Source organism: Paraburkholderia kururiensis, assembly GCF_034424375.1.
Lineage (GTDB): Bacteria > Pseudomonadota > Gammaproteobacteria > Burkholderiales > Burkholderiaceae > Paraburkholderia > Paraburkholderia kururiensis_A.
In genome coordinates this window covers 786,780-812,423 of sequence record NZ_CP139965.1, presented here as the reverse complement: position 1 = coordinate 812,423, position 25,644 = coordinate 786,780, and the positions used below count along the sequence as shown (strand labels likewise).

At 65.9% G+C, this 25,644-nt stretch carries 25 protein-coding genes; 8 read left to right on the top strand and 17 right to left on the bottom strand.

The features are described 5' to 3' along the window. Positions 1 to 10: 10 nt before the first annotated feature. The 6 genes from U0042_RS03755 to U0042_RS03730 form a co-directional block, all read right to left on the bottom strand. Positions 11 to 1,438: a c-type cytochrome gene (locus U0042_RS03755; protein ID WP_114810084.1), complete on the bottom strand. Its 1,428-nt coding sequence runs from the start codon at positions 1,436 to 1,438 to the stop codon at positions 11 to 13. Positions 1,439 to 1,536: 98 nt separating this feature from the next. Beyond that, positions 1,537 to 2,022 (bottom strand): hypothetical protein, encoded by a 486-nt coding sequence (locus U0042_RS03750; protein ID WP_232833279.1) that lies wholly within the window; start codon positions 2,020 to 2,022, stop codon positions 1,537 to 1,539. Between the two features lie 160 nt (positions 2,023 to 2,182). Then, on the bottom strand, positions 2,183 to 2,824 hold the full coding sequence (locus U0042_RS03745; RefSeq protein WP_114809926.1) for a cytochrome c oxidase subunit 3: 642 nt from the start codon (positions 2,822 to 2,824) through the stop codon (positions 2,183 to 2,185). Beyond that, positions 2,821 to 4,857, bottom strand: a complete 2,037-nt coding sequence (ctaD, locus tag U0042_RS03740) for a cytochrome c oxidase subunit I (RefSeq protein WP_232833278.1) — start codon at positions 4,855 to 4,857, stop codon at positions 2,821 to 2,823. The genes U0042_RS03745 and ctaD overlap by 4 nt, the downstream gene beginning before the upstream one ends. Before the next feature lie 57 nt (positions 4,858 to 4,914). Continuing rightward, positions 4,915 to 6,075, bottom strand: a complete 1,161-nt coding sequence (gene coxB / locus U0042_RS03735; RefSeq protein WP_269814033.1) for a cytochrome c oxidase subunit II — start codon at positions 6,073 to 6,075, stop codon at positions 4,915 to 4,917. A 291-nt stretch (positions 6,076 to 6,366) separates the two neighbouring features. After that, positions 6,367 to 7,596: a zinc-dependent alcohol dehydrogenase gene (locus tag U0042_RS03730; protein WP_114809925.1), complete on the bottom strand. Its 1,230-nt coding sequence runs from the start codon at positions 7,594 to 7,596 to the stop codon at positions 6,367 to 6,369. A gap of 154 nt (positions 7,597 to 7,750) precedes the next feature. On the opposite strand from U0042_RS03730, the gene U0042_RS03725 reads away from it, so the two are divergent. The 3 genes from U0042_RS03725 (at position 7,751) to U0042_RS03715 (ending at position 10,043) form a co-directional block, all read left to right on the top strand. Further along, entirely contained in the window at positions 7,751 to 7,984 is a 234-nt protein-coding gene (locus U0042_RS03725; protein WP_017774160.1) for a DUF2795 domain-containing protein, read from the top strand. A gap of 106 nt (positions 7,985 to 8,090) precedes the next feature. After that, positions 8,091 to 8,621: a PRC-barrel domain-containing protein gene (locus U0042_RS03720; RefSeq protein WP_114809924.1), complete on the top strand. Its 531-nt coding sequence runs from the start codon at positions 8,091 to 8,093 to the stop codon at positions 8,619 to 8,621. Positions 8,622 to 8,720: 99 nt separating this feature from the next. Next, positions 8,721 to 10,043 (top strand): cation:proton antiporter, encoded by a 1,323-nt coding sequence (locus U0042_RS03715; protein WP_114809923.1) that lies wholly within the window; start codon positions 8,721 to 8,723, stop codon positions 10,041 to 10,043. A 114-nt stretch (positions 10,044 to 10,157) separates the two neighbouring features. Here U0042_RS03715 and U0042_RS03710 read toward each other — a convergent pair whose 3' ends face one another. Further along, entirely contained in the window at positions 10,158 to 10,574 is a 417-nt protein-coding gene (locus U0042_RS03710; protein ID WP_327205062.1) for a response regulator, read from the bottom strand. 357 nt (positions 10,575 to 10,931) lie between these two features. On the opposite strand from U0042_RS03710, the gene U0042_RS03705 reads away from it, so the two are divergent. The 3 genes from U0042_RS03705 to U0042_RS03695 all read left to right on the top strand — a co-directional run bounded on the left by U0042_RS03705 (position 10,932) and on the right by U0042_RS03695 (position 12,883). Beyond that, positions 10,932 to 11,501: a DUF4142 domain-containing protein gene (locus U0042_RS03705; RefSeq protein WP_114809922.1), complete on the top strand. Its 570-nt coding sequence runs from the start codon at positions 10,932 to 10,934 to the stop codon at positions 11,499 to 11,501. A gap of 101 nt (positions 11,502 to 11,602) precedes the next feature. Continuing rightward, entirely contained in the window at positions 11,603 to 12,271 is a 669-nt protein-coding gene (locus U0042_RS03700) for a UdgX family uracil-DNA binding protein (protein WP_114809921.1), read from the top strand. A 465-nt stretch (positions 12,272 to 12,736) separates the two neighbouring features. Next, positions 12,737 to 12,883, top strand: coding sequence for a hypothetical protein (locus U0042_RS03695; protein WP_198665245.1), 147 nt, complete (start codon positions 12,737 to 12,739; stop codon positions 12,881 to 12,883). Positions 12,884 to 12,971: 88 nt separating this feature from the next. On the opposite strand, the gene U0042_RS03690 is transcribed toward U0042_RS03695, so the two are convergent. The 8 genes from U0042_RS03690 to U0042_RS03655 form a co-directional block, all read right to left on the bottom strand. Next, positions 12,972 to 14,384 (bottom strand): MFS transporter, encoded by a 1,413-nt coding sequence (locus tag U0042_RS03690; protein ID WP_114809920.1) that lies wholly within the window; start codon positions 14,382 to 14,384, stop codon positions 12,972 to 12,974. Positions 14,385 to 14,474: 90 nt separating this feature from the next. Then, the gene (locus U0042_RS03685; RefSeq protein WP_114809919.1) at positions 14,475 to 15,425 is read right to left on the bottom strand and encodes a hydroxymethylglutaryl-CoA lyase; all 951 of its coding nucleotides are present in this window, start codon (positions 15,423 to 15,425) and stop codon (positions 14,475 to 14,477) included. Beyond that, on the bottom strand, positions 15,422 to 16,615 hold the full coding sequence (locus U0042_RS03680; protein WP_114809918.1) for a CaiB/BaiF CoA transferase family protein: 1,194 nt from the start codon (positions 16,613 to 16,615) through the stop codon (positions 15,422 to 15,424). The genes U0042_RS03685 and U0042_RS03680 overlap by 4 nt, the downstream gene beginning before the upstream one ends. Before the next feature lie 104 nt (positions 16,616 to 16,719). Beyond that, positions 16,720 to 17,652, bottom strand: coding sequence for a LysR family transcriptional regulator (locus tag U0042_RS03675; protein WP_114809917.1), 933 nt, complete (start codon positions 17,650 to 17,652; stop codon positions 16,720 to 16,722). A gap of 355 nt (positions 17,653 to 18,007) precedes the next feature. After that, on the bottom strand, positions 18,008 to 19,366 hold the full coding sequence (locus U0042_RS03670; RefSeq protein ID WP_114809916.1) for an MFS transporter: 1,359 nt from the start codon (positions 19,364 to 19,366) through the stop codon (positions 18,008 to 18,010). A 180-nt stretch (positions 19,367 to 19,546) separates the two neighbouring features. Continuing rightward, positions 19,547 to 20,062 carry a hypothetical protein gene (locus U0042_RS03665; RefSeq protein ID WP_114809915.1) on the bottom strand — a complete coding sequence of 172 codons (516 nt, stop codon included), beginning with the start codon at positions 20,060 to 20,062 and terminating at the stop codon, positions 19,547 to 19,549. Between the two features lie 283 nt (positions 20,063 to 20,345). Next, positions 20,346 to 20,825, bottom strand: a complete 480-nt coding sequence (locus tag U0042_RS03660; protein WP_114809914.1) for a DUF1348 family protein — start codon at positions 20,823 to 20,825, stop codon at positions 20,346 to 20,348. Further along, entirely contained in the window at positions 20,822 to 21,505 is a 684-nt protein-coding gene (locus U0042_RS03655; RefSeq protein WP_114809913.1) for a TetR/AcrR family transcriptional regulator, read from the bottom strand. The genes U0042_RS03660 and U0042_RS03655 overlap by 4 nt, the downstream gene beginning before the upstream one ends. A gap of 235 nt (positions 21,506 to 21,740) precedes the next feature. Here U0042_RS03655 and U0042_RS03650 point away from each other — a divergent pair, with 235 nt between their 5' ends. Further along, the gene (locus tag U0042_RS03650) at positions 21,741 to 22,418 is read left to right on the top strand and encodes a YceI family protein (RefSeq protein ID WP_114809912.1); all 678 of its coding nucleotides are present in this window, start codon (positions 21,741 to 21,743) and stop codon (positions 22,416 to 22,418) included. A gap of 49 nt (positions 22,419 to 22,467) precedes the next feature. Here the strand turns inward: U0042_RS03650 and tdh are convergent, their stop codons facing one another. Both tdh and U0042_RS03640 read right to left on the bottom strand, forming a co-directional pair. Further along, entirely contained in the window at positions 22,468 to 23,496 is a 1,029-nt protein-coding gene (gene tdh / locus U0042_RS03645) for an L-threonine 3-dehydrogenase (RefSeq protein ID WP_114809911.1), read from the bottom strand. A gap of 17 nt (positions 23,497 to 23,513) precedes the next feature. Continuing rightward, a complete protein-coding gene (locus U0042_RS03640; protein WP_114809910.1) occupies positions 23,514 to 24,713 on the bottom strand; it encodes a glycine C-acetyltransferase in 1,200 nt (399 codons plus the stop codon). A 167-nt stretch (positions 24,714 to 24,880) separates the two neighbouring features. Between U0042_RS03640 and U0042_RS03635 the strand changes: the two genes are divergently transcribed. Further along, a complete protein-coding gene (locus U0042_RS03635; RefSeq protein ID WP_232833276.1) occupies positions 24,881 to 25,531 on the top strand; it encodes a helix-turn-helix domain-containing protein in 651 nt (216 codons plus the stop codon). The last annotated feature ends 113 nt before the right edge of the window (positions 25,532 to 25,644 follow it).

Here is a 25,644-nt window from a genome sequence, read left to right as displayed (position 1 = left end):
AATCGCGGGGCTACTTATGAATCGCCCCGCGTACTGACCGCACATCGCGCGGCGTCACGGGTTGCGCGTCATTGCCCCACGCCGTGCGCACGAACGTGAGCACGCGCGCCATCTCCGTGCTCGTGAGGTGCCCGGCGAACGACGGCATGCGGTGCGGCTCGGGGCCTTCCTGCGTGTCCGGGCTGCGCCCGCCTTCCACGAGCAGCCGCACGAGCGACGTCGCATGCGGCGACAACACAACGGGGTTGCCGGCGAGGCGCGGATACTTGTTCGCCACGCCCATGCCGTCCGCCTGATGGCAACGCGCGCAGTACGACTGATAGAGGCCGGCGCCGGGCCGCTCGATCTCGCCCGTCTTCAGCGCGCGCACCGACTGCTGCGCGGCCATCGATTGCGGACTGTAGCGTCCATAGGGCTGCCGCGCGGGCAGGCTCTTCAGATACGCGGCAATCGCGTCGAGGTCTTCGTCGTCGAGGTACTGCATGCTGTCTTCCACCACCTGCACCATGCTGCCGAAGGGCGCGAGCCCGCCGCCGTGACCCGTCTTCAGGAACGACGCGATCTGTTCGCGGCTGAAGCGTCCGAGCCCGGAGCCGGGGTCGCCCGTGAGGTTCGGCGCGAACCAGTGGTCGTTGGTGCCGCCCGTCAGATACAGCGGATCGCCCTCGTTGTAGCCGCGCTCCTGATACGCGGGTCCGCGCGGCGTGTGGCACGCGCCGCAGTGACCCAGCGTCTGCACGAGATACGCGCCGCGGTTCACGAGCGCATCGCGCTGCGGTTGCGGCTCGAAGCGCGAATGCGACGCGAAGGCCCACGACCACAAACCGAGCACCCAGCGCTGATTGAACGGAAACGGCAGGCGCGTTTCGGGCGCCGGTATCGAAACGGGTTGCACGCCGTGCATGAAGTAGGCGTAGAGCGCGTGCATGTCCTCGTCGTTGATGCCCGAGAACGACGGGAACGGCATGGCCGGATAGAGCCGCTTGCCGCCCGGCGCCACACCTTCGCGCACGGCGCGTGCGAAGTCGTCATAGGTGTAGCGGCCAATGCCGGCGTTCGGGTCCGGTGTGATGTTGGACGAGTAGATCGTGCCGAACGGCGACGCCATACCGAGACCGCCCGCGAACGGGATGGGCTTCGCGGGGGCGTGGCCGTCCTGCGCCGGTGCTTTGCCAGGCGGCGCGGTGTGACAGCCGGCGCAGTCCGCGGCTTTGGCGAGATAGGCGCCGCGTGCGATGAGGGTGGCGTTGGCGTCGGCCGTGGGAGTGGCGGCTGAAGCGGCGTTGGATGCGGAGGCCGAAGCCGCCGGCGAAACTGCGGACGCATGATCGGAGAGGCTCTGTGCAACGCCGGCATGGGGCGTCACCACGCTCAATGCAATCGCCACCGCCGCTGCAATGGCCGACGCACGGCGGTTGTGGCGCAGCGCATCGGCCATCACGAAGGGCAACGGAGCGCGCCTCGGCAGACGCTGCCGGCACGCACGGCGCCGTGCGCCATCGCCGTGGCCGCCGTAGTGGCGATTGCTGCTCTGCTCTACCACGTCCTGCATGGCGCAACCACCACAACGGCGATGTCCGTCGCAATCAGCGCGAACAGGAACAGCGTGCTGGAAAGCGCGCCCACGCGCGCGAGAAACCAGTCGCGCTCGGCCCAGCGCGGCGGCATGACGCGGCCCGCGTCGCTGCCGCCCGCCGGTGTCGAAGGCGCAGCGGCATATCGCACGGTTTGGTTGTTGCGCTGCCAGTTTCGCCACGCCACGAACGTGCCCACTGCGCCCAGAACGAAACACACCACGCTCAACATCACGACGGCAGCGGACGCCCATCGCATCGAGTTCGCCACGCCCAGGCCGCCCGTGTACGGATCGCAGCCCTGCGCCGCGAGCGCCTCGGAAATGCAGGTCTGCCCCACCCACGCGAGCGGTGCCCCGAAGATGCCGACGAGCCATGCCAGCAGTCCCGTACTGCGCCGCTCATGCGGCGCGTTGCGTCGAGGTTCGCGTCCTCCGTCGCCCGTCATGCCGATGCCCTTCGCCCGTTGTGCAGACGCAGGCGCCGTCCCCTTCCGCCGCGACGGAAACATGCGGGAGCCGTAAGAGCCGGTCTTATCCGACATCATCGTCCCTCCGGCGTGAATGCATGCGGCGAGTCGATGCATGGGTGAAATGCTTGCGGACCGTTCATGTCGCTCCCCTGAATAGATAGGGTGTGAGATAGATCGTGCTGAAAATGAAGAGCCATACGGCATCCACGAAGTGCCAGTACAACGAACCGATGGTGAGCGGCGCGCAGCGCGCGTCGTCGAAATAACCGCGCGCCGTCCACAGCAGCAGAAACGCCAGCACGACGATGCCCACCACGACGTGCGCCATGTGAAAGCCCGTGAGCGTGAAATAGAGCGACCCGTAGAGGTGCGTGGTGAGTCCGTACGGATGGTCGTGCCATTCCTTCAGCTGAATGCCCGTGAACACGATGCCGAGCACCACGGCCACGCCGAGCAGCACGGCGCCCATTCGCGGACGTCGGCGCCGCACGCAGCGCTCGGCGAACCACACCACGCCGCTGCTCGACAGCAGGATGACCGTGTTGAGGCTGCCGAGGCCGAGCTTCGGCAACCCCTCGGGCGGCCACGGTCCTCTGTCCAGCACCGCGAGATAGAGATACGAAAAGATCAGATAGCCGAACAGCGATGCCTCGGTCACGATCATCGTGAGGCAACCCCACCAGCCGCTCGCGCGCGTGCCGGCGCTGCCCACGGGCAACGTGAGCGGCACGGAGGGCTCGGGCGCGTGCGTATGCGCGTCTTGCAACGTGTCGCTCATAGCGCGCTCCCGCCGCTGCCCGCGCCCGTGACGCGGTACGGCTCGCGCTGCACGAGTTGCCGGCGCGGCCACAGCCACACGACGATGGAGATCGCGCAGCCCAACACCATCAACGCCGTAAAGACCCAGGCGCGCAACCCCATGCCCGCGAACACGAGCGAAGCGAACACGCCCAGCGCAAACGGCGCATACGAGTCTTCGGGCATCTTGAGGATCACGTCGGGCTGCGCGTCGAGCGCCGTGGTGCCCAGCGCCTCACGTCCTTCGCTCAGCACGTAGCCCGTTTCGAGCTGCGAGCGCGCATGGCGCGTGTCGGGTTCGTCCATGCGGCTTTCCCACAGCGGATGACGGCTCGCCACGAAGGGCAGCACCGCGAAGTTGTACGGCGGCGGCGGCGAGGTCACGCTCCATTCGAGCGTGGGCGCGTCCCACGGGTTGTTGCCCGCGCGCTTGCCGTGACGCAGGCTCACGAATACGTCGATGAGAAAAAGCAGGACGCCCGCTGCGAACAGAAACGCGCCCAGCGACGTGATGAGGTTCACGGTGTTCCAGCCCATGTCCGGCGCGTAGGTGTAGATGCGTCGCGGCATGCCGAGCAGCCCCGCCAGATGCATCGGAAAGAACGCGATGTTGAAGCCCGCGAAGAGCGTCCAGAAACTCCAGCGGCCCAGCCGCTCGCTCATCATGCGGCCCGTGAACTTCGGAAACCAGAAGTAGAGACCGCCGATCACCGGGAACACGTTGATGCCGAGCAGCACGTAATGCAGATGCGCGACCACGAAGTACGTGTCCGTGAGCTGCCAGTCGAGCGGCACGGCCGCAGTGAGCACACCCGACACGCCGCCCACCACGAACAGGAACACGAAGCCCGCGAAGTACAGAAACGGCACGCGAAACACGGGGCGTCCGGTCCAGATGGTCGCGATCCACGCGAACGTGGCCACCGCGCTCGGAACGGAGATCACCATGCTCGCCGTGCCGAAGAACGAGAGCGCGAGCGGCGCAATGCCCGTGGCGAACATGTGATGAATCCACACCACGAAGCCGATCACCATCGTGATGACGGTGGACAGCGCAACCGGCGTGTAGCCCACGAGCGGACGGCGACAGAACACGGGCAACGCGTCCGAGACGATGCCCATGGCGGGCAGCACCACCACATACACCCACGGATGCGCGAAGACCCAGAACAGGTGCTGCCACAAGAGCGCGTGCCCGCCGTTCATCACGTCGAAGAAATGCGTGCCGATGCGGCGGTCCATCCACAGCATGAAGAACGCAAGGCTCACTGAAGGGACGGCGAGCAGATTGCCCGCCGACGCCGTGAGCGTGCCCCACACGAGCACCGGCATGCGGTTGAGCGACATGCCGTGCGCGCGCATGCGCATGAGCGTGACGACGAAGTTCGCGGCGCCCACGGTCGTGGAGATGCCGAGCAGCACCATGCCGAGCGCGTAGACGTCGATGTTCGGTCCGCTCGCGTATTCGAGCCCGGAGAGCGGCACGTAGTTGAACCACCCGGCGTCCGGCGCCTGGCCCAACGGGAAGCTCGAATAGAGGAACACTCCCGCGAAGAGGAACAACCAGTACGAAAGCGCGTTGAGCCGCGGAAACGCCATGTCGCGTGCGCCCAGCACGAGCGGCCACAGGTAGTTGGAGAAGCCGGACAGCACGGGCGACGCGTAGAGAAAGATCATCGTCACGCCGTGCATCGTGAAAAGCTGGTTGTACTGCTCCGGCGTGAGCACGTGCATGTTGGGCTGCGCAAGCTGCACGCGCATGACGAGCGCCTCCACGCCGCCCAGCAGCAGGAAGGCGAACGCCGTCACGATGTAACGCAGGCCGATGGTCTTGTGGTCGACGGTGGAAAGCCAGCCGCGCCAGCCGGGCCGCGTTTCCCAGAGTTCGCGCAGGCGCTTCTCCGCTGCGCTGCCCGCGTCGATGCGCCCGCGCAGCAGCGGACGTTCGAGCACGGGCGCGGACGTGGCGGCGAACACCGTGGCGCGAGACGCGTGATCGGGCGGGTTCGGCATCGTGTTACGGCTCCTTCGGCTTCCTTCGGTGATGCGCCTGGTTACAGGCGTCGTTCGTCATTGCAGCGTGGCGAGATACGCCGCGAGCGCATCGGCCTCTTGCGCATTGAGCGCAATGGAGGGCATGAGGCCGTCCGGCTTGATGCGCTGCGCGTGGCGTATCCAGTCCAGTTGATGCTCGGGCGTATTGCTCAACGCCCCCGCCGCGATGAGCCGCCGCGAAGCGAGATGCGTGAGATCCGGCGCCTGAGCGCCTGCGGATGGCGTGCCGCGCACGGTGTGGCAACCGGCGCAGCGCGCCTCGAACAAACGCGCGCCCGCGCGAACGGCGGCGCCGGTAGCGGACGGATGCGGCGCGGCTTGCGCGGACCACCAGGCATCGAAGGCCGCGCGATCTTCGGCCACCACCTCGAACGCCATGTGCGCGTGCTGCGCGCCGCAGAACTGCGAGCACTGGCCGCGATAGATGCCGGGCGCGTCGGCCTCGATCCACTGCTCGTTCACGCGGCCCGGAATGGTTTCCGTCTTGCCGGCGAGTTGCGGCACCCAGAACGCGTGAATCACGTCGGCGCTGCGCAATTCGATCTTCACGGGCTCGCCCACGGGTATGTGAATTTCGTTCGCCGTCGCGAAGTTGCGCGCCGGGTTCGCGGGGTCGCGATAGTCGACCTTCCACCACCAGTCGTAGGCGGTGACCGCGATGGTGAGCGCGGGCGTGCGCGACGGCGCGGCCACGGAATCGAGCGTCACGAGCATGTAGACGAGCGCGCCGAACAGCGCCACCGCCGAAACGCCCGTGCCGACGTAGATCCACTGCATGCCGCCTGCGTCGGGCGGCAGGCGGTCGCTCGCAGCGGGCGCGCGTCGCCTCGCAATCGCGATGACGAGCAGCACGGCCACGATCACCATCACCGCAGTCACGAGCGCCGCGAGCGCCCAGCCCAGGTACATCGTAGGTCTCGCCGCCGGACCCGCCGCATGCAGGAAATAGTTGAGCGGAGCGGCTTGTGCGTCGCGTGCGTCGGCCACGCCGAGTGCGGCGACGGCAGCGGTGTTTGCGAGTACTCCAACAGCGGTTTTTGCGAGTCCAACAGGCAGGCCGCGGCGGGTCCATCGCGTGAAGCCGAAGCCGCGCACGCGAGCGATGCAGCGCACCCTGCGCGCCCCGCCGTCGCATAACACCGCCGTGTTGCCCGTTCGCCTTGCTCGCTCCGTCATGCCGCGCTGCCCTCAAGCTTGCATCTCGCTTGCTGCGTTCCGTTCGACGGCGCACGCGTTCCGGCGCGCCGTCTCTTCATGGCAGCAATTCCCAAGGGCGGAGCAAGATTCGGCCCAGCGTGGTTGCACTGCACGAGCGCCCGCGGCACGACGTTACCGGCTGAGACTCCATTGCGGCTTCCCGCGCATTCGGCAGATTTTTCTCGCACGCGCCCGTGCATGCGCACGGAAACATTTGCAAACGGGCAGTACGCGTTACGCGCCCTGCCCTGGCGCCTTTTGCGCTCAGCGTCATGGCTCCAGCTTCACCTTGATCCAGCCGGGCTCGCGCACGTCGAAGGCGCGATAGGCGTCGATGGCGTTCAGGATCGGCTCGCGCTGCGTGAGCACGCTCACGGGGTCGATGCTGCCGTTGCGCACCAGTTCCACCAGATGCGGCGTGATCGTGCGATGGTTGCAGTTGCCCATGCGCACGGTGAGGTTGCGGTTCATCGCTTCGCCGATAGGAAAGAAGCGGTCCGAAGGCGGATACACGCCGATGACGGCCACCGTGCCCGCCTTCGCCACAGCCGACACCGCCCACACCAGCACCTGCGAAGGCCCGCTGCCCGGTTGCCACTGGCGCTTCTCACCCTTCTCGCCGTTGTTCGCGGACGCACGCTGCGGCGCGATCTCGTGCACCTCCTCGTCGAACTCGAGCGCGCGGTCGCGTTGCGCTTCGGCGGCCGGTCCTTTCTGCGCGCGTTCGGCATCCACGCCCACCGCATCGATCACGCGGTCCACGCCAATGCCGCCCGTGAGTTCGCGAATCATCTCCACGGGGTTCTCGTTGTCGAAGTTGATCACTTCGGCGCCTTGCGCACGCGCCATGTCGAGTCGCGACTCGATGCGATCCACCGCGATCACGCGGCCCGCGCCCATCAGCCGCGCGCTCGCAATCGCGAACTGGCCTACGGGGCCGGCGCCGAACACCGCCACCGTATCGCCAGGACGCACGCCCGCGAGTTCCGCGCCGAAGTAGCCCGTGGGGAAGATGTCGGACATGAGAATGGCGCGGTCGTCGTCGATGTCGTCAGGCAGGCGGATCAGGCTTGCGTGCGCGAGCGGCGTGCGCGCGTATTGCGCCTGCAGGCCCTGGAACGGACCGGTGGTTTTCGGGCCGCCGAAGAACGCGGTGCCCGCGAGGCGTCCGTTCGGATTCGCGTTGTCGCACTGCGCCGTGTAGCCCGAGCGGCAGTACGAGCAATAGCCGCACGAAATGGTGGAGGGAATCAGCACGCGGTCGCCCTTGCGCAGATTGCGCGCGCCGCTGCCCACTTCTTCCACGATGCCTACGCCCTCGTGGCCCAGTATCGTGCCCGGCACCATGCCGCTGAAGGTGCCGCGCACCATGTGCAGGTCCGTGCCGCAGATCGCGCTCGAGGTGAGCCGCACGATGGCGTCCGTGGGTTGCTGCATGCCGGGGTCGGGCACGGTATCCAGCCGGATGTCGCCTATGCCGTGAAATACCACTGCTTTCATGATCGTTCCTCCTCGTCACTACGTGGTGGTTGCAGGTTTCGGATGCAGCTTGCGTGGTGAGGCGAGCAAGCGCGGCGCCTGAAAGCATGGCCATGCAAGGCACGTGCGTTGCTGGACACAGGGTGAGTCCGCAACTCGACACAAGGAGGCAAGCATGTCCCAACACCCGGCTCAATCGCAGGATCACCGCCACCCCGGACGGCCCAGCCCGATCGCGGTACAGAAAGCGCTTGGCGGCGTCGATTACCCCACCACGCGCGAAAAACTCGTCGAGACGGCCCGGCACCACGGCGCCGGGCAAGACGTGATGGACCTGATCAGCCGTCTGCCGGATCGCAACTACGACAGCCCGGCGTCGGTGTCGAAAGAGATTGCGCGGCTGCATTGAAGCCGCGGCTTAACCAGCAGGAAGCAAGGCGCACGAAGGCACGAGGTTCGATGCGATGCGGCGGTACAGCGGCATACGCACGAACCCGCAACGTAAGGAGGACATCATGAGCACACTCAATCCCCGCGGCACGCAAGACGGACAGGGCGCACGCATTGTCGGCAAGGGCAGCGAAACGGCGGAAGGCCCAGGCCCGGAAGTCATGGCCGCCGACACGCTGGAAGGCAACAAGGTGATTAGTTCGGATGGCGAAGATGTGGGCAAGGTGAAGGACATCATGCTGGACGTGCGCAGCGGCCGCATTGCCTATGCGGTGATGTCGAGCGGCGGCTTTCTCGGCATCGGCGACAAGCTGCTTGCCATTCCGTGGAACGCGTTGACGCTCGACACGGACAGCAAGTGCTTCCAGCTGGCCATGCCCGCAGAGCGCGTGAAAAACGCGCCGGGCTTCGACAAGGACCACTGGCCTTCCATGGCCGACCGCAGCTGGGCGAGCACGGTGCATGAGTTCTACGGCCGCGAACCGTACTGGAGCGGTTATGGCGGCTACGGCGGGGTAGGCTCGGACGCTCTCGGCACGGGCGATCTCGGACCAGGTTCGTCGGACGCGCCGGAAGCAGGCGGGGTGAAGCTGTAACCGCTCGCGGGCGCTGGCCGGGCTGTACACGCGGGGTCGTGTGCAGTCCGCCAGCGCTTTTTTACGTGCGCGCGGCCCGCGCCGCGCACTGGCCCGCCTATGCACGAAACACTCTGGTTTCTGATTGTGGGCGGCGTGCTCGTGTTCATGGGCATCGCAGCGTCCACGCTCAAGCGTCTGCCCGTCAGCGCGGCAATGGTCTACCTGCTGATCGGCTTTCTGCTCGGCCCCCCTGGCATCAATCTGCTGCAACTCGATCTGGTGCGCGACGCGCACACGCTGCGCGTGCTCACCGAGATCGCGCTGCTCGTGTCGTTGTTCGCCATCGGCTTGAGGCTGCGTGTGCCGTTCAAGAGCCGCATGTGGCTCCTGCCGTTGCGGCTGGGGCTGCTCGCGATGATTGTCACCGTGCCGCTGCTCGCGTGGTTCGGCGTGCAAGTGCTGAACCTGGCGTGGGGACCGGCGCTGCTGCTGGGCGCCATGCTGGCGCCTACCGACCCCGTGCTCGCGCACGACGTGCAGGTACACAACCCCGGCGACCTGGACCGCGTGCGCTTTTCGCTTTCGGGCGAAGGCGGCGTGAACGACGGCATCGCGCTGCCCTTTGCGCTGGCCGGTCTCGCGCTGTGCGAAAGCGGCGGCGGGCAGGCGCATGCGCTGCCTTCCTGGCCGTGGCTGTTCGGCGAGGCGTTGTGGGGCGTGGCGGGCGCGGTGGTGATTGGCGGCGCGCTGGCGTGGGCCACCATGCAGACGGTGGCGTGGCTGCGCACGCGCTACGCCAGGGCGCTGGGGCTCGAAGGCTTCTTCGCGCTCGGGTTGATCGAACTCGCTTACGGCGCCGCACAGCTTGCGCACACGTATGGCTTCATCGCCGTGTTCGCCGCGGGCGTGACGATGCGGCGTGTCGAACACCGCGCAAGCGGCGAACGGCCGCCGCGCGAAGTCATCGGCTCGGTGGATTCCGACGACGTGGATGCCACTGCGTCGGACCCGCAGAAAGCGCATGCGTACATGGCCGAATCGGTGCTGGGGTTCACGATCGAAATGGAGCGCATCGCGGAGGTGTTCGTGATGACGGTGGTGGGCAACGTGGTGGCGAACCTGCGCGAGCCGCTCTTCACCTGGTCCTGCCTCGGCGTGGTGGCGGCGCTCTTCTTCGTGGTGCGGCCGCTCGCGGTCACGCTTTCGCTGGCGGGTGCCGGGGCCACGCCCGCGCAACGCCGCCTGATGGGCTGGTTCGGCATACGCGGCGTGGGGTCGTTCTATTACCTCGCGTATTCGCTGGAGCAAGGGCCGGTGAAGAGCATCGTGCCGCTCGTGCCGTTCGTGATTGCCACGATCGTGGCGTCGGTGATCGTGCACGGCATATCCGCAACGCCGTTGATGAACTGGTATCGGCGGGTGCGGCATGCATCCCGTTGAAGTGCTGTCGCGTTGAAGTGCTTGCGGGCGGCTTGAAGGCCGCGTCAGCGCGGTTGCGTCACTTTTTCAAAGGCGGTGCAAAGATTCGCGGGCTCGCCGCGCTTGGGCCGCGGCTCATGGCATAGGCGCGCCGTCCTGCCTGTCGTTGCCATCGACGGGCGGCGCCGTGGCGCGTTCCAGTACGCGAAGCAACAGGCCCGGCGTGAGCGGCTTCGCGCAATGCGCGTCGAAGCCGGCGGCGCGGGCGCGAAAGCGGTCTTCGCTGGAGGCGAACGCGCTGAAGGCGATCAGCAGGATGTGCCCCGTTTCAGGGCGCGCCCGCAGCCGGCGCGCGAGTTCGAGGCCGTCGAGGCCCGGCATCGCAATGTCCAGCACCACCGCGAACGGCTGCCAGTTGGCTGCGATATCGCAGACGCTAAGCGGGTCCGTCACGGCGCGGCATTCGAAACCGTCCGCGTCGAGCAGCAATTGCAGCGCGTCTGCGGCCTCGCGGTAGTCGTCCACCACGAGCACGCGGCGGTGGGTCGCCATGGCGGGATGGAAAGCGCGCCACAGCACGACGTCTTCGAGGGCCGCCCTCGTGTTTCGAATGTCTCTTGCCCCGGGGTCGTTCACCTATGGTCTCCTGCCGGACAACATCCGGTTGTTCGCGCGGCAGCGGACGCCGCGCGCCGCTCGAATCGCGTCGGTCTGGCTGCGCAAGAGGCGCGCCCGCGCCGGCCGCCGCCCACTGCGGTACGACGCTTGCTGTCACTCCTATCGAAGCACCGCACGGCTGCGGTGTGTCTGCGGTTCACCTTGTGTTTCCCGATACGCCGCCGTGCAGGCAATCCGACCACATCTGCCGATTCTCAACTCGATTTCCCAACTCTTCACGCAGGAGGACCCATGAAGCGTCACCTCGCTCTCGTCGCCGCAGCCGCTGTATGTGCAACCCCCGTACTGCTCGACGCCACGCCGGCCTGGTCGCAGACCACGCAGGCCGCGTCCACCACCGCCGCCAACCCGCTGCCCGAACCCGACCAGCGCTTCGTGCAGGCCGCCACCATGTCGAGTTCCACCGAAATCGACGCGGCCAAGCTCGCTTCGGATCAGAGCCAGAACAAGGACGTGAAGTCGTTCGCGCGCCACATGCGCCTCGACCATACGAAGCTCACGGTCCAGCTCAAGATGGCCGCGCCGCATGGCGTGCAGGTGCCGAAGGACAACAGCGACACGTCCATTCTGGATAGCCTGAAACCGCTGAAGGGCGCGGAGTTCGACAAGGCATACGTGGAAAAGGTGGGCCTTGAAGGACACAAGCAAACCATTGCCGCCTTCAAGGACGAAATCGCGAACGGCCAGAACGCGGACCTGAAACGCGCAGCGCAAAAGGCGCTGCCCACCATCGAGCAGCACTACAAGATGGCGCAGGATCTCGCGCAGAAGCTCGGCGTTTCGACGGCGTCGGCGCAATGAGCCGCGAGCGGCTGCGGGCCGGTTCACGAATGAGCGGCCTGCGAGCCGTGCATGGCTGCGCGTGCCCGAATGGCGCGAGCAGCCTGGGCGGGCCTTGAAACATGATCTCCGGCAACGATGGAGACAAGCCCGCTCGTCGTGTTGCGCGCAGCGACGTGCAAGTGGAGCGCGAGCAGCAGCCCGACACGCTCGACGCATGCCGCCGCTGCGCGCTCTGGCACGACGCCACGCAGCCTGTGCCGGGCGCCGGGCCTGCTCATGCGCCCATCATGCTGGTGGGCGAGCAGCCCGGCGACAAGGAAGACCAGCAGGGCGCGCCCTTCGTGGGCCCCGCCGGCGCGCTGCTGGATGACGCGCTGCAGGCGGCCGGCGTGGCGCGCGAGGCAGTCTATGTGACCAACGCGGTGAAGCACTTCAAATGGGAACTGCGCGGCAAGCGGCGCATGCACAAGACACCGGCGCAGCGCGAAGTGGAAGCGTGTCACTACTGGCTGGAAAGAGAACTCGCCGACGTGAAGCCCGCGGTGCTCGTGGCGCTCGGTGCAACGGCGCTTTCCGCGCTGATGCAGAACGCCCACATGCGGTTGCAGGATGCGTTCGGCCGCGTGATGGAACACGAAGGGATGCTCGTGATCGCGACGTGGCATCCGTCGTATGCGCTGCGCGCGCCGGACCCGGCCACGCGCAAGCGCGCGTTCGACGACATCGTGGAGGCGCTGGCGAAGGCGGGCAAGCTGGCTGCGCAGACGAAAGCCAGGCGCCGCCGATGATGTGAGCGCCTTACCGGCACTTCGGCCCTGTCGTCATACGGGTTCGCGCGAACACCTCACGCCATGAAACCGGGGGTCCCGAAAACGCTCACCTCTCGCGTTCAAACGGACTGGATTCAATGCCGCTCAGGCCCGCCGTACAAGGCTGTGCGGCCTTCATCTCCTGGAACGGCTCACCGCTCCCGAAAACGTTCACCTTTGCCGTCGGAAGCAGCTTCGGCTTCATTTGGCTTGCAGACCAATGAGCGACTCATCGGGAACGCGAGGTGCAGGGTGCATTGGCTTGCTCCCGTACGCAGCCCCACGAAATTTACGAGTGAAAGAACGCGTAAGGCCGTACCGATTCGCCGTTCTTTTCGGCTCATCGCGCCTCTCCCGGCAGCCCTACGCTTCTGAAGCGCGGCTTTGCCCGTTCACACAACGCGGGCGCCAACGCGCTTTCGCAACACGCTTCATGGAGATGGTATGCGCCGACTCGTCATTGTCCTGACGTTCGCGGGCCTCACGCAGTTGCAAGCCTGCGCGAGCACTGCGGGCAACCTCGCGCTGGGCGCGGGCATTGGCGCGGTCGCTGCGGTTTCGGCCCTCGTATGCGCGATCGGTTGCCATTGACCTGCCTCGCGACGCAATTCGCACGAGGCGAAGCCGGCCAACACGACACCTAAACGCACCTCCCGAAAACCCTCACCTTTTGCCGTACTCAGGTCCTTCTCGCCGTGCGCGGGGAAGCCATCGCGGCGCGGGCGTCCTCTTTCGCTTCTTCGGTCGTGTCACGGTCGGCGCGATCGGCATGGTCCGCACGGCGCAGCGTGTGCGGCAGGCCATACAGCACGATGCCCGCACAAACAAGGCTCATTGCGCCGATCACGTAGAGCGCCGGCGTGGTGCTACCGGTGAGATCGCGCACGCGGCCCACCATCACCGGACTCACGATGCCGCCCAGTTGCCCCAGCGTGTTGATGAGCGCGATGCCGCCTGCGGCGCCCGCGCCGGCCACGAGCCTGGGCGGCAAGGCCCAGAACGCGGGAATGGAAGCGATCACGCCGGCGCCCAGCACGGCAAGCGCCGCAACGAGCAACGCGGTCTGGTGATCGAAGAAGCCTGCCGCGAAAAATCCCACCGCCGACATGGCAAGCAACGCCGCCACGAACTTGTGGCGTTCGCCGCTCACGTCCGAAAGGCGTCCGACGATCACCATGCATGCCGCGCCGCAGATGTACGGCACCGCCGTGAGCAGACCGATGAGCGTGGGGTTATGCGTGCCCGCGCTGCGAATCAGATGCGGCGCCCAGAAGTTGAGGCCGTACGACGCCACCTGAATCAGGAAATACACGAGACCGAGCGTGAGAAAACCCGGCGTGCGAATCGCCCCCAGCAGCGAATGACCGCCGCTGCCGGGCTGCCGCTGCTGCGCGATGGCCTCGGCCAGCTGCGTCTTTTCGGTGGACGAGAGCCAGCTTGCGTCGTCGATACGATCCTTCAGGACGCGCAGCACGAGAAGGCCCAGCACGATGCAAGGCATGCCGCCCAGCAGGAAGAGCCAGTGCCAGCCGCGCACGTTGAGCACGCCGTCCATGTGACCCAGCACGAGGCCCGAGATCGGCGCGCCCACCAGCCCCGAAAATGCGGAGGCCAGAAAGAGCAGCGACGTGATGCGTCCGCGATGGCTGGCGGGAAACCACAGCGTCAGGTAGTACAGCACGCCGGGCGCGAAGCCGGCTTCCATGGCGCCGATCACGAACCGCAAACCGTAGAACTGCCACTCGTTGTTGACGAACACCATGGCCGCGGTCGCAATGCCCCACGAAATCATGATGCGGGCAATCCATCGGCGCGCGCCCACCTTGTAGAGCAGCATGTTGCTCGGCACCTCGAACAGCACGTAGCCGATCACGAAGAGACTTGCGCCGAGCCCGTAGGCGGTGTCGGACAAGGCGAGGTCCGTCTGTAGCTGGAACTTCGCGAAGCTGATGTTGATGCGGTCGAAGAACGCGAACAGGTAGCAGATCATGATGAGCGGCATGAGCCGCCACGCCGCTTTTCTGACGATGTCCGCTATGGCTTGCGCGTGGTGGTCGACGCCGTGCGCGGCAACCTGGCTGGAATGATTCATGGTGTCTCCTTGCCGTGCCCCGCGATGCGGGGCGGCGATGTGTGTTGTTATCGGAAAGCGTGTGGCTTGCAGTGACGTCTTGCAGTGCCCCTACGAAGCGGACACGGCTTGCGGAACGGGATGCAGGTCGCAGTTGCGGCCCGCCTTTGCGACTTGACCCGGTACGTCGTGCCCGAGCAGCGCAGGCAGCGTGCGAGACAGGGCGATCAGCTTCGGCAGGTCGATGCCGGTTGGAATGCCCATCTGCTCGCACATGTTCACGAGGTCTTCGGTGCAGATGTTGCCCGATGCACCGGGCGCAAACGGACAACCGCCCAGGCCGCCAAGCGCAGCATCGAAACGGCGTGCGCCTGCTTCGTAAGCCGCGAGCACGTTAGCGAGACCCAACCCGCGCGTGTTGTGGAAGTGCAGCGTCAGCGCGTGGGCCGGCAGCCTCTCCAGTGCACGTCGCACCATGCGCGCGACCTGACGTGGGTTCGCCATGCCGGTGGTGTCGGCGAGCGTCACGCCTTCGATGCCCATCTCGCGGTACGCATCGACAATCGCGAACACGCGCGCTTCATCTATCGCGCCCTCGAACGGGCAACCGAAGGCCGTGGCAACCGTCGCGTTCAGACGCACGCCGGAGCGCTTCGCGAGCGCCACGATGCTGCCGAATGCCGCGAGCGACGCTTCGCAACTCATGCGCATGTTGGCGCGGTTGTGCGTCTGGCTCGCGGACATGACGAGATTGAGTTCGTCGGCGCCTGATGCCAGCGCACGTTCAGCGCCCTTGAGGTTCGGCACCAGCGCCACGAAAATCACGCCGTCATGTCGCCGGATGCCCTGAAACACAGCCTCGCCGTCGCGCAGTGCCGGCACGGCCTTGGGCGACACGAACGAGCCGGCTTCAATACGCGTGAAGCCCACGGTGGAAAGCGCGTCGATGAGCGCAATCTTGTCCACCGTGTCGACCCACGTAGGCTCGATCTGCAGGCCATCGCGCGGCGCGACTTCCTGCACGATCAGCGCGTCGTATTGCGTGCCTTCGCGAGCGTTCATTGCACGGCTCCTTCGCGGCGCAGCCGCGCGATGTCTTCGTGCGCGAAACCGAGGGCCGCCAGCACGCTTTCGGTGTGCTCACCGAGCGACGGGCCGCTCCAGCGCACTTCACCCGGCGTGTCGGAAAGCTTCGGCACGATGCCAGGCATTCGCACGGTGGCACCGCCCGGCAGCGTCGTGTCCAGCAACATGCCGCGCGCCTGATAGTGCGGATCACTAACGATATCGGCCACGGAATAGATGCGGCCCGCGGGCACCTCGGCGCGCTCCAGCACGGCGAGCACGTCGGCAATCGAGTGATGCGACGTCCACGCGACAATCGCGGCGTCCAGTTCGGCGCTGCGCGCCACGCGTCCGTCGTTGCGGGCGAGTGCGGGGTCGTCGGCCAGATCGGGTCGGCCAATGGCGTTCATCAGTCGTTTGAAGATGGGATCGCTGTTGCCCGCGATCACCACGAACGCGCCGTCTTCCGTGCGATACGTATTCGACGGTGCAATACCGGGCAGTGCGCCGCCGCTGCGTTCGCGCACGTGTCCGAGCAGATCGTATTCGGGCACGAGGCTTTCCATCAGGTTGAACACGCTCTCGACCAGCGACACGTCCACCACCTGGCCTTCGCCCTGCCCAGTCTTCACGCGCAGCACCGACATCAGCGCGCCGATCACACCGTGCAGCGACGCGAGCGAATCGCCAAGGCTCACGCCTGCGCGGGCCGGTGCGCCGTCCGCGTCGCCCGTGGTGTAGCGGATGCCGCCCATCGCCTCGCCGATGGCGCCGAACCCGGGACGGTCGCGGTACGGCCCCGTCTGACCGTAGCCCGAAATGCGCACCATGGTGAGTCGCGGGTTGAGCGCGTGCAGCGCGTCCCAGCCGAGCCCGAGCTTTTCGAGCGCGCCGGGCCGCAGGTTTTCCACGAGGATGTCCGCGTCGGCCAGAAGGCGCTTGACCACCGCAACGCCGTCGTCGGACTTCAGGTTCACGCAGATCGACTTCTTGTTGCGTGACTGCAGGTACCACCAGAGCGAGGTGCCCTCGTGCAGCTTGCGCCACTTGCGCAGCGGGTCGCCGCCGTCCGGCGCTTCGATCTTGATGACCTCCGCGCCGAATTCGGCGAAGAGGCGCGCGGCGAAGGGTGCCGCGATGAGCGTGCCGATTTCGACTACGCGTATGCCGTGCAACGGACCGGCCATGTTGCTGTCTCCCGTGTTTCATCGATGTTGGGAGACAGACTAGAAGCGCGCCGCGGGTGTGTCCAACCGCAATTCGGCAACAGGCTTTCGCGTTTGACGAACGCTCAGTGGACGTTCGAAGCAGCGTCGGCTTCCACGGTGCGCAGATGGTCGTACAGCGCGCGCGCAACGGGCGAGAGCACCGCCTCGTCGCGCACCACGAGAACGAGTTCGCGCTTTGCCCATTCGTCGCTGAGCATGACGGCGGCGAGGCCCAGCGGCCGGCCCATGATGCCGTACACGTTCGCCGGCAGCACGCCGACGCCCATGCCGGCCTGCACCATCCGGCACACGGCGTCGAAGCCCGGTACGTGAATGCGCAGCTTCAGCGGCTTGCCGCACGCACGCGCCGCAGCATGCGTGCGCGCGTTGATCGAACTCGCGGAATGCAGGCCGACGTGGTCGCTCTCGAGCGTATCGGCAAATGCAATGCGCGCGCGTCCTGCAAGCGGATGGTCTTGCCGCATCACCACGCAAAGCTCGTCGTGCCGGTAGTGCACGGTATGAAGGCCGCGCGCATCCGTTTCGCCCGCGCAAATGCCGAGATCGACCAGACTGTCGGCCACGGCTTCCACGACACCGGCGCTTGGCCGCTCCTCCAGATCGATCTTCACCTGCTCGTTGAGCGCGAGGAACGCACGCAGATCTTCGGGAAGAAATTCGACGATGGCCGAGAGGTTCGCCATCATCCGCACGTAACCGCGCACGCCGCTCGCATAGCCGGCCAGTTCGATGCCGATGTTCTCGATGCCCCGCATCACGAGACGCGCGTGGTGCAGCAGCGTTTCGCCGGCCGGCGTAAGCGTCATGCCGCGCGCGGTGCGCTGGAACAGCGTCGAGCCCACGGCCTGCTCCAGTTCGAGCAGCCGCTTGCTGGCTGCGGAGACCGCGATCGCTTCGCGGTCGGCGGCACGTGTGAGCGTGCCTTCCTCGTACACGGCAATGAAGAGTTGCAGCGTGGTGAGGTCGAGCCGCTTCAACAGGTTCTTTGGCGCCATGGCGGTACGGATGCGCAACGCGCGCTTCGGTTCGGACGATGACGCGCATTGTGCACCGGGTTGCCGGCGCGGGTGGCTGCGTGGGTGCTGCGTCGGTGCTGCGGTGCGTGTTCAGGGCGGTGGCGGGGCTCATTCACGTCGCGTGAAGGCTTGACGCATGAGTCCCGAAAAGCCTCACCATTCAGCGGCTGTGTTCGGCGGAAAGGGAGTGAAGCGCGTGCGTTAGGCCCCGTATTTCCAGGGGTTTTCGTTGTTGCGGGCAGCTGGGCATCGAGCATGTCAGGGTGCGCAACGCACCCTCCCGAAAAGCCTCACCTTTTGCCGAAACGGCGCAGTTCGTGCGCCGTTGCCGAGGTCAGTGACCGAGCGACTCCACTTCGCGAGCAGACACTTCGACGGCATGCGGCCGTGCCATCTGCTTGATCAGCAATGCTGCGCATGCCAGCACACCAGCGGCGGCGATGGTGGCGAATACTCCGGCGAACGTGAAGTGACGGCGCGTGAGTTCCGCCACGAGGAACGAGCCCGCAATGCCGCCGAAGCGGCCCACGCCCAGCATCCAGGCCACGCCCGTGCCGCGTCCTTCGGTGGGATAGAAGGCGGCGGCAAGCGCGGGCATCGACGATTGCGCGGTGTTCATCAGCACGCCTGCCACGAACACGATCAGCACGAGCAGACCGATGTTGCCCACGGCCTGCCCGATGCAATACACGCTAATGGCCGTGAGGGCATAACAGGCCGCGACCATGCGGTTCGGATTGAAGCGGTCCATCAGCACGCCGAGCAGCACCGCGCCCACACCACCCAGCGGAAACAGCGCCGAAATGAGCGTCGCGCTCCTGGGCGTGAGGCCCGCGTCCTTGAGCAGGATCGGCATCCAGTTGATCGACGCGTAAAAGATCACGAGGCCCATGAAGTAGGCGAGCCACAGCATTGCGGACCCCAGCAGGTAAGCACGCGAGAGCACCACGCCCAGACCTTTGCCGCCCGTTTGCGGCGCGGTCTCCGTCATCACGAACGACGCGGCGTTCAGCGCATCCGGCGAAATGCGGGCAAGCGCGGCCCGAATGCGTTCGACAGGACGCCGGTTCGCCACCATGAAACGCACCGACTCGGGCATCTTCAGCATGAGCGCGACTGCGAGCAGCAGCGGCGCCACGCCGCCCAGCACGAGCACGCTGCGCCAGCCGAACTGCGGAATCATCCATGCGGCAAGGAAACCGCCCAGCGCGGCGCCCAGCGGGAAGCCGCAGAACATCAGGTTGATGACCGTGGCACGCCGGCGGTCGGGGCAGAACTCGCCCATCATCGTGACCGCATTCGGCATGGCCGCGCCCAGGCCCACGCCTGTGACGAAGCGCAGCGCCGTGAGTGGCCCGATGCCGGACGAAAACGCCGAGACGAGGCAGACGAGGCCGAACAGGCACACCGACCCGAGCAGCAACACCCGGCGCCCCAGGCGATCCGACAGCGGGCCCGAAACGAGCGCGCCGCACGCAAGGCCGAATAGCGCGGCGCTCAGCACAGGCGCGAGGTCCGGCTTGGTCAGATGCCACTCGGTGAGCAGCGCGGGCGCAATGAAGCCGATGGCCGCGGTATCGAAACCGTCCAGCAAGACGATCACGAAACACATGAGGAAGATGAGCCACTGAAACCGGCCGAACGGCTGCTCGTTGATGAAGGTCTGTACGTTGACCACCGAGGTGCGATTCATCGCGTGTCTCCCGCTATAGTCGGCGCGGCAGGGCTGCCGCGTCCTTTTTGTGACTTCGCATCAAGGTCCGCGTGGCGCGGACTTGATCAGCGTCAAAGTCTCGCATCGGCGGCGGCCTCAAGCAACGGGAAAGCCCGGATAGGGCCTATCCGGAAACGCGATAGTGCGCGTGCGGCGGCCCTAGAACTTCACCCTCAACTGGAAACCGAGGGTAAACGGCAAGTCGTCCGAGGGAATGGGCGGAATCACGATGACGTTGGCGCCCACGCGCCGGTACTCGAACATCAGCAGGGGCGCCACGACCGGGCCGATGGTGTGGTCGCGTCCCAGCCCCCAGTTGCCGTAGTTGTAGCCGGAGATGATGCCGCCCATGACGGCGACGCGCACGAAGCCCCAATGCGCAAACTCCGGCGCCCAGACAGCGCCGCCGTACCACGACGGGCGGCGCAACGAGTTGCGAAACCCGCCCGCCGTGAGCGCCCATTGCTGCCCAGGCCAGCATTCGATGCCGAGGCCGGGGTTGAAGTCCTCGAAATGCTTGTCGGGGTTGACGTGATAGGAGCCCACCATCGCATCCACCCAGAGGCCGTTCGCACACCAGTTGGCCGCGCGGGCGCTGCTCGTGGCCGTCAGCAACGCGGCGGCCAGTGCGGCGGCGAGGTACGCGGGCTTCTTGTTGTTCCGCCTGAAGAGCATGTCTTCTCCATCGCCGGTCCAGTGCCGGCGCGATTCGTTTGTTGTCCGAGAGGGTTCTGCGCCCGAAAAAAGAAGGGCGACAGCAAGCCGACCCAAGTCGCGAACTGTACCGCAACAGGCGGAAAACGCAGTGGAAGACGTGCTCGGGCAAAGCGGCACGCGCGTTGCGCGGCGGTACAGACCTGGGCGCAACGATAAGGAAAAGCGGCGTCAGTTCCGTGAAAATCGCTGCGCCGCAACGGTGTAGCTGGGAATGCGAGAAGAGACTTCGGCGGATGCGGCTTTAGAGGCCCAGGTCCGAGAGGCCCGGATGGTCGTCGGGGCGACGGCCGAGCGGCCAGTGATAGAGCCGTTCGCTCTCGCGAATCGGCAGGTCGTTGATGCTTGCGTGACGACGCGCCATGAGCCCGTTCTCGTCGAACTCCCAGTTCTCGTTGCCGTACGAGCGGAACCAGTGGCCCGAATCGTCGTGCCATTCGTAGGCAAAACGCACGGCAATGCGGTTGCCGCCGAACGCCCACAGTTCCTTGATCAGGCGGTAATCCAGCTCGCGCGCCCACTTGCGACGCAAGAGCCCCACGATCTGCTCGCGGCCCGTCACGAACTCGGCGCGGTTGCGCCAGACGCTTTGCGGCGTGTAAGCGAGCGAGACGCGCTCGGGGTCGCGCGTGTTCCACCCATCTTCCGCGGCGCGGACTTTCTGGATGGCCGTCTCTTGCGTGAAGGGCGGAACGGGCGGGCGAGTTTCGACGGACTGGGTCATGGCGTTTCCTTGGACGGGGTGGAACGGGAGGGCCGCCGCGATGACGGCTTCGACGGTCGTGCAGAACTCGTAGTGGCATCGAGCAGACGTTCGGCGGCGGCGCGGGCGTCGAGCGCCGTATCGGCGTCGCCGCTCACGAGCGCTACGCCGATCGCGCCGTCGATCAGAATCAGCCATTGGCGTGCGAGGCGTGCCGCCTGCCGGCGGTCGCTGGCGACGGACCCGAAGTAGTCGTCGCATTGCTCGCGCACGAAACGCAGCAAACGCTCCTTGTGATCGCGCGCGACGACGCGGATGGGGTCGTCGGGCGCGCCGATTTCGCCGGCGGCATTCAGGAAGGCACAGCCATGAAAGTCCGGCGACGCAAACCATTCGCGCAGCACGTCGAACATGGCGAGCAGCCGCGTGCGCGGCGTGCGCGCACGGCCGAGCGTGCCTTCAACGAACCAGCGCATCCAGCGTTCGTCGCGCCGCTCAAGCGCCGCGGCCACCAGCGCATCTTTCGATTCGAAATGCGTGTAGAAGCTTTTGCGCGCCGTACCGGACTCGCGCACGATGGCATCCACGCCCGTGGCGTGAATGCCGCCGGCGTAGATCAGCGCCTCGGCTGCATCCAGCAGGCGCTCGCGGGCGCTTGCCTGGGATGCGACGGATGGGTCGTCGAGCGGTGCGGCTGGCATCTGTGGGTCCTTGCAAGTGTTTCGCTTTCTTGATTCGCCACCTTGATTGGCTACGTCGCCTTTTTGGTGGAACGATCATTCTCCATGTGCGCAATGTAGAACGATCATTCTCCTACGTCAAGTGCCTTGAATGCGAAAGGGAGTGGGACGGGGCGGTGGTCACGCGGGTGGGCGTCGAGCAGTTGCGCTATCGTGTTGCCCATCACGCCGCTCATGAACCGGGAGGGAGAAAGGAATGGACCGAACTGTCGTTGCGGGTACTGCAAGACTCGTCGCGCGTGGTGCACTGGCGCTTGCGTTGACGGTGCCCGTCGTCGTGCTGAATGCCTGCACACCGCTGAGGGTCGTCACGCATAGCGTGAGCACGAAGGAAGCCAGCGTGCCTGCGGGACACTATCAACTAGACCCGCATCACTGGAACGTGTCGTTCGATGTCGATCACTTCCATTACTCGCGCTTTACGATGCGCTTCGACAAGGTGACGGCGCAGCTCGACTGGCGTCCCGATGGACTGGCCGGCAGCAGCGTGGCGGCCACGATAGACGCAGCGAGCGTGGATACGAACGTGCCGGTGCTCGACAGGATGGTGAAGGGTACGGATATGTTGGACGTGGCCCGCTATCCGCAGGTCCGCTTCGTCAGCACGCGTTTCGAGCGCACGGGCGACGCGCGTGGCACGCTCACGGGCGACCTCACCCTTCACGGCGTGACACAGCCCGTCACGCTCGATGTCACGTTCAACGGCTACGCACCGAACCCGCTCACCAAGGAAGCCACGTTAGGTTTTTCCGCGCAAGGGCACTTCAGTCGCGCGAAGTTCGGCTTGTCGACGTGGTATCCCGCCGTGGGGGACGACGTGCGCGTGCGCATCGAAGCGGAGTTCGTGAAGCCGGCCGACGCGGCCGGAACCTGAATAGCGTAAGCGCGCGGGGCCAGGACGGCCCGCGCAGGATGACGTTGGGTCACTCGGTCCAGTCGAGAATCACCTTGCCGCTCTCGCCGGAAAGCATGGCGGCAAAGCCTTTTTCGTAGTCGTCCACGGCGAACCGGTGCGTGATGATGGGCGACAGGTCGAGCCCGCTTTGCAGCATGGCCACCATCTTGTACCAGGTCTCGAACATCTCGCGGCCATAAATGCCCTTGATTTCCAGCCCTTTGAAGATGACCTGATTCCAGTCGATCGCCGTTTGCGCAGGTGGAATGCCGAGTAGCGCCACCTTGCCGCCGTGGTTCATGGCTTCGAGCAACGCCGTGAATGCACTCGGCACGCCCGACATTTCGAGCCCCACGTCGAAGCCCTCGGTCATGTGCAGTTCGTTCATCACGTCGCGCAGCGATTCGCGCGACACGTTCACCGCCCGCGTGGCGCCCATCTTGCGCGCGAGATCGAGCCGGTAATCGTTGATGTCGGTAATGACGACGTTACGCGCGCCCACGTGCTTCGCGATGGCCACCGCCATGATGCCGATGGGCCCCGCGCCGGTAATCAGCACGTCCTCGCCGACCAGGTTGAACGAAAGCGCCGTGTGCGTCGCGTTGCCGAACGGATCGAAGATCGCGGCAAGATCGTCCGGAATTTCAGGCGGAATCTTGAATGCGTTGAAAGCGGGAATGACCAGATACTCGGCGAATGCGCCTTCGCGGTTCACCCCCACGCCCACCGTATTGCGACACAGATGCCGGCGCCCCGCGCGGCAGTTGCGACAGAAGCCGCACGTGATGTGCCCTTCGCCCGACACGCGGTCGCCAATCGCGAAGCCGCGCACTTCCTGGCCCATCTCGAGGATTTCGCCAACGTACTCGTGTCCCACGTGCATGGGCACCGGAATCGTCTTCTGGGCCCAGTCGTCCCACTTCCAGATATGAATGTCCGTACCGCAGATCGCGGTGCGGCGAATGCGGATCATCACGTCGTTGTGACCCACTTCAGGCTTTTTGACGCGTGTGAGCGTGAGGCCCGGCGCGCGTTCGAGTTTTGCGAGTGCTTTCATGTGCGCTGTGTCCCGTATCAAACAATGCCCAGCGACTTGCCGACGCGCGCGAACGCATCGACGGCGCGATCGATCTGCTCCGGCGTATGCGCCGCGCTCATTTGCGTGCGAATGCGCGCGCGCCCCTTCGGCACCACGGGATACGAAAAACCGATCACGTAGACGCCTTCCTTCAGCAACGCGTCCGCCATGCTCGACGCGATCTGCGCGTCGCCGAGCATCACCGGAATGATGGGATGTTCGCCAGGCACGAGCGTGAAGCCGAGGTCTGTCATGGCGCGGCGGAAGTGGGCACCGTTGCCGCGTACGCGCTCGCGCAGTTGGGCGCCCTCTGCGCTTTGAACCAGCTCGAGCACCTTCAGCGACGCAGCCGCGATGCTGGGCGTGAGCGTGTTGGAAAACAGATAGGGACGCGAGCGCTGCCGCAACAGTTCGACGATCTCCTTGCGTGCGGCCACGTAGCCGCCCGATGCGCCGCCCAGGGCTTTGCCGAGCGTGCCGGTAATGATGTCGATGCGGCCCGCCACGCCGCAGTATTCGGGCGTGCCGCGGCCGTGCTCGCCGATGAACCCCACGGCGTGCGAGTCGTCGACCATCACGAGCGCGCCATATCGGTCGGCCAGATCGCAGATGCCGGCGAGGTTCGCGATGATGCCGTCCATGGAGAACACGCCGTCCGTGGCGATCAGCTTGAAGCGCGCGCCGGCGGCATCGGCTTCGCGCAGCTTCGCTTCGAGGTCGGCGAGATCGTTGTTGCGGTAGCGATAGCGTTTCGCCTTGCACAGCCGCACGCCGTCGATGATGCTCGCGTGATTCAGTTCGTCGCTGATCACAGCGTCGGACTCGTCGAGCAGCGTTTCGAAGAGGCCGCCGTTCGCATCGAAACAGCTGGAATACAGGATGCAATCGTCGGTCTGCAGAAATGCGGCGAGTGCGCTTTCCAGTTGCTTGTGCACCGTCTGCGTGCCGCAGATGAAGCGCACCGAGGCCATGCCGAACCCGTCGTTATCCAGACCTTCTTTCGCCGCCGCGATGAGGCGCGGGTCGTCGGCGAGCCCGAGATAGTTGTTCGCGCAGAAGTTGAGCACGTCGGCGCCGCTGGCAAGCCGGATGTCCGAAGACTGCGGGCTCGCAATGACGCGTTCGGTCTTGTAGAAACCGTCTGCGCGAATCTGGTCGAGCGTGGTGCGCAAATGGGCGAGGTAGGGTTCACGCATGAACGAGGCTCCTGACAGGATCGCGCCGCACGAGGCTCGTGGCCCGGCGGCAGTTGCCGGCCGGCCGACTATCCAGCGGAGTACCACGCTGCTATAGTCGCCGTCAGTCTTACCGGAAATTTTCGTTTTTCCGAACTATAGTTCGGTATATCGAACAACTCTAAACGATGGGTCATCAAATGGCAAGCTCGGGCAACCGGCGCACGTCCGCACTTTCGAAGTCTTCCGCAACAGCCGCTGCGGTGGCACCGGCCGTGCCGGCCGTCGCTGCGCCGCCGCGGGTGGGCGAACAGATCCAGCGGCTGCGCAGCGAGCGGCACATGACGCTCGACGACCTGTCGCGGGCCGCGGGCGTATCGAAATCGATGCTATCGGAAATCGAGCGCGACAAGGCGAACCCGACCATTGCCGTTGCGTGGCGGCTCACGAACGCGCTGGGTGTCAATCTGGATTCGCTGTTCGCGCAGCAAAGGGCACCGGAGGCTATTGCGGTGGCTGGGCCGCACGATATTCCCACGCTGAACGGCCACGACGCCGGTTATCAGTTGCGTGTGTGGGGACCGATCGAACTCGCCGGCCGTTTCGAGTGGTACGAGCTGACTTTGCAGCCGGGCGGCGCACTCGTCTCGAGCGCGCACGAGCCGGGCACGCGGGAACATCTCACGGTCCTGCAAGGTGCGATGGAAGTGGAAGCGGCCGGCACGAAGCGACGGCTCAAGGCCTCCGAAACGGCGCGTTACGTTGCAGACCAGCCGCACGCCATCCGCAACGCAGGCAAGGCGGACGCGCGGGCGCTGCTCGTCGTCATTCACGGGTGAGGAAACGCTGCGAGCGCGCCGAACGGTGCGCTGCATGAGATGGTTGTTCGCACCGCCGTGTCGAGGTTGCGCCCAATACTGTATGTTTGTACAGTATTGGGCGATCGACCGGA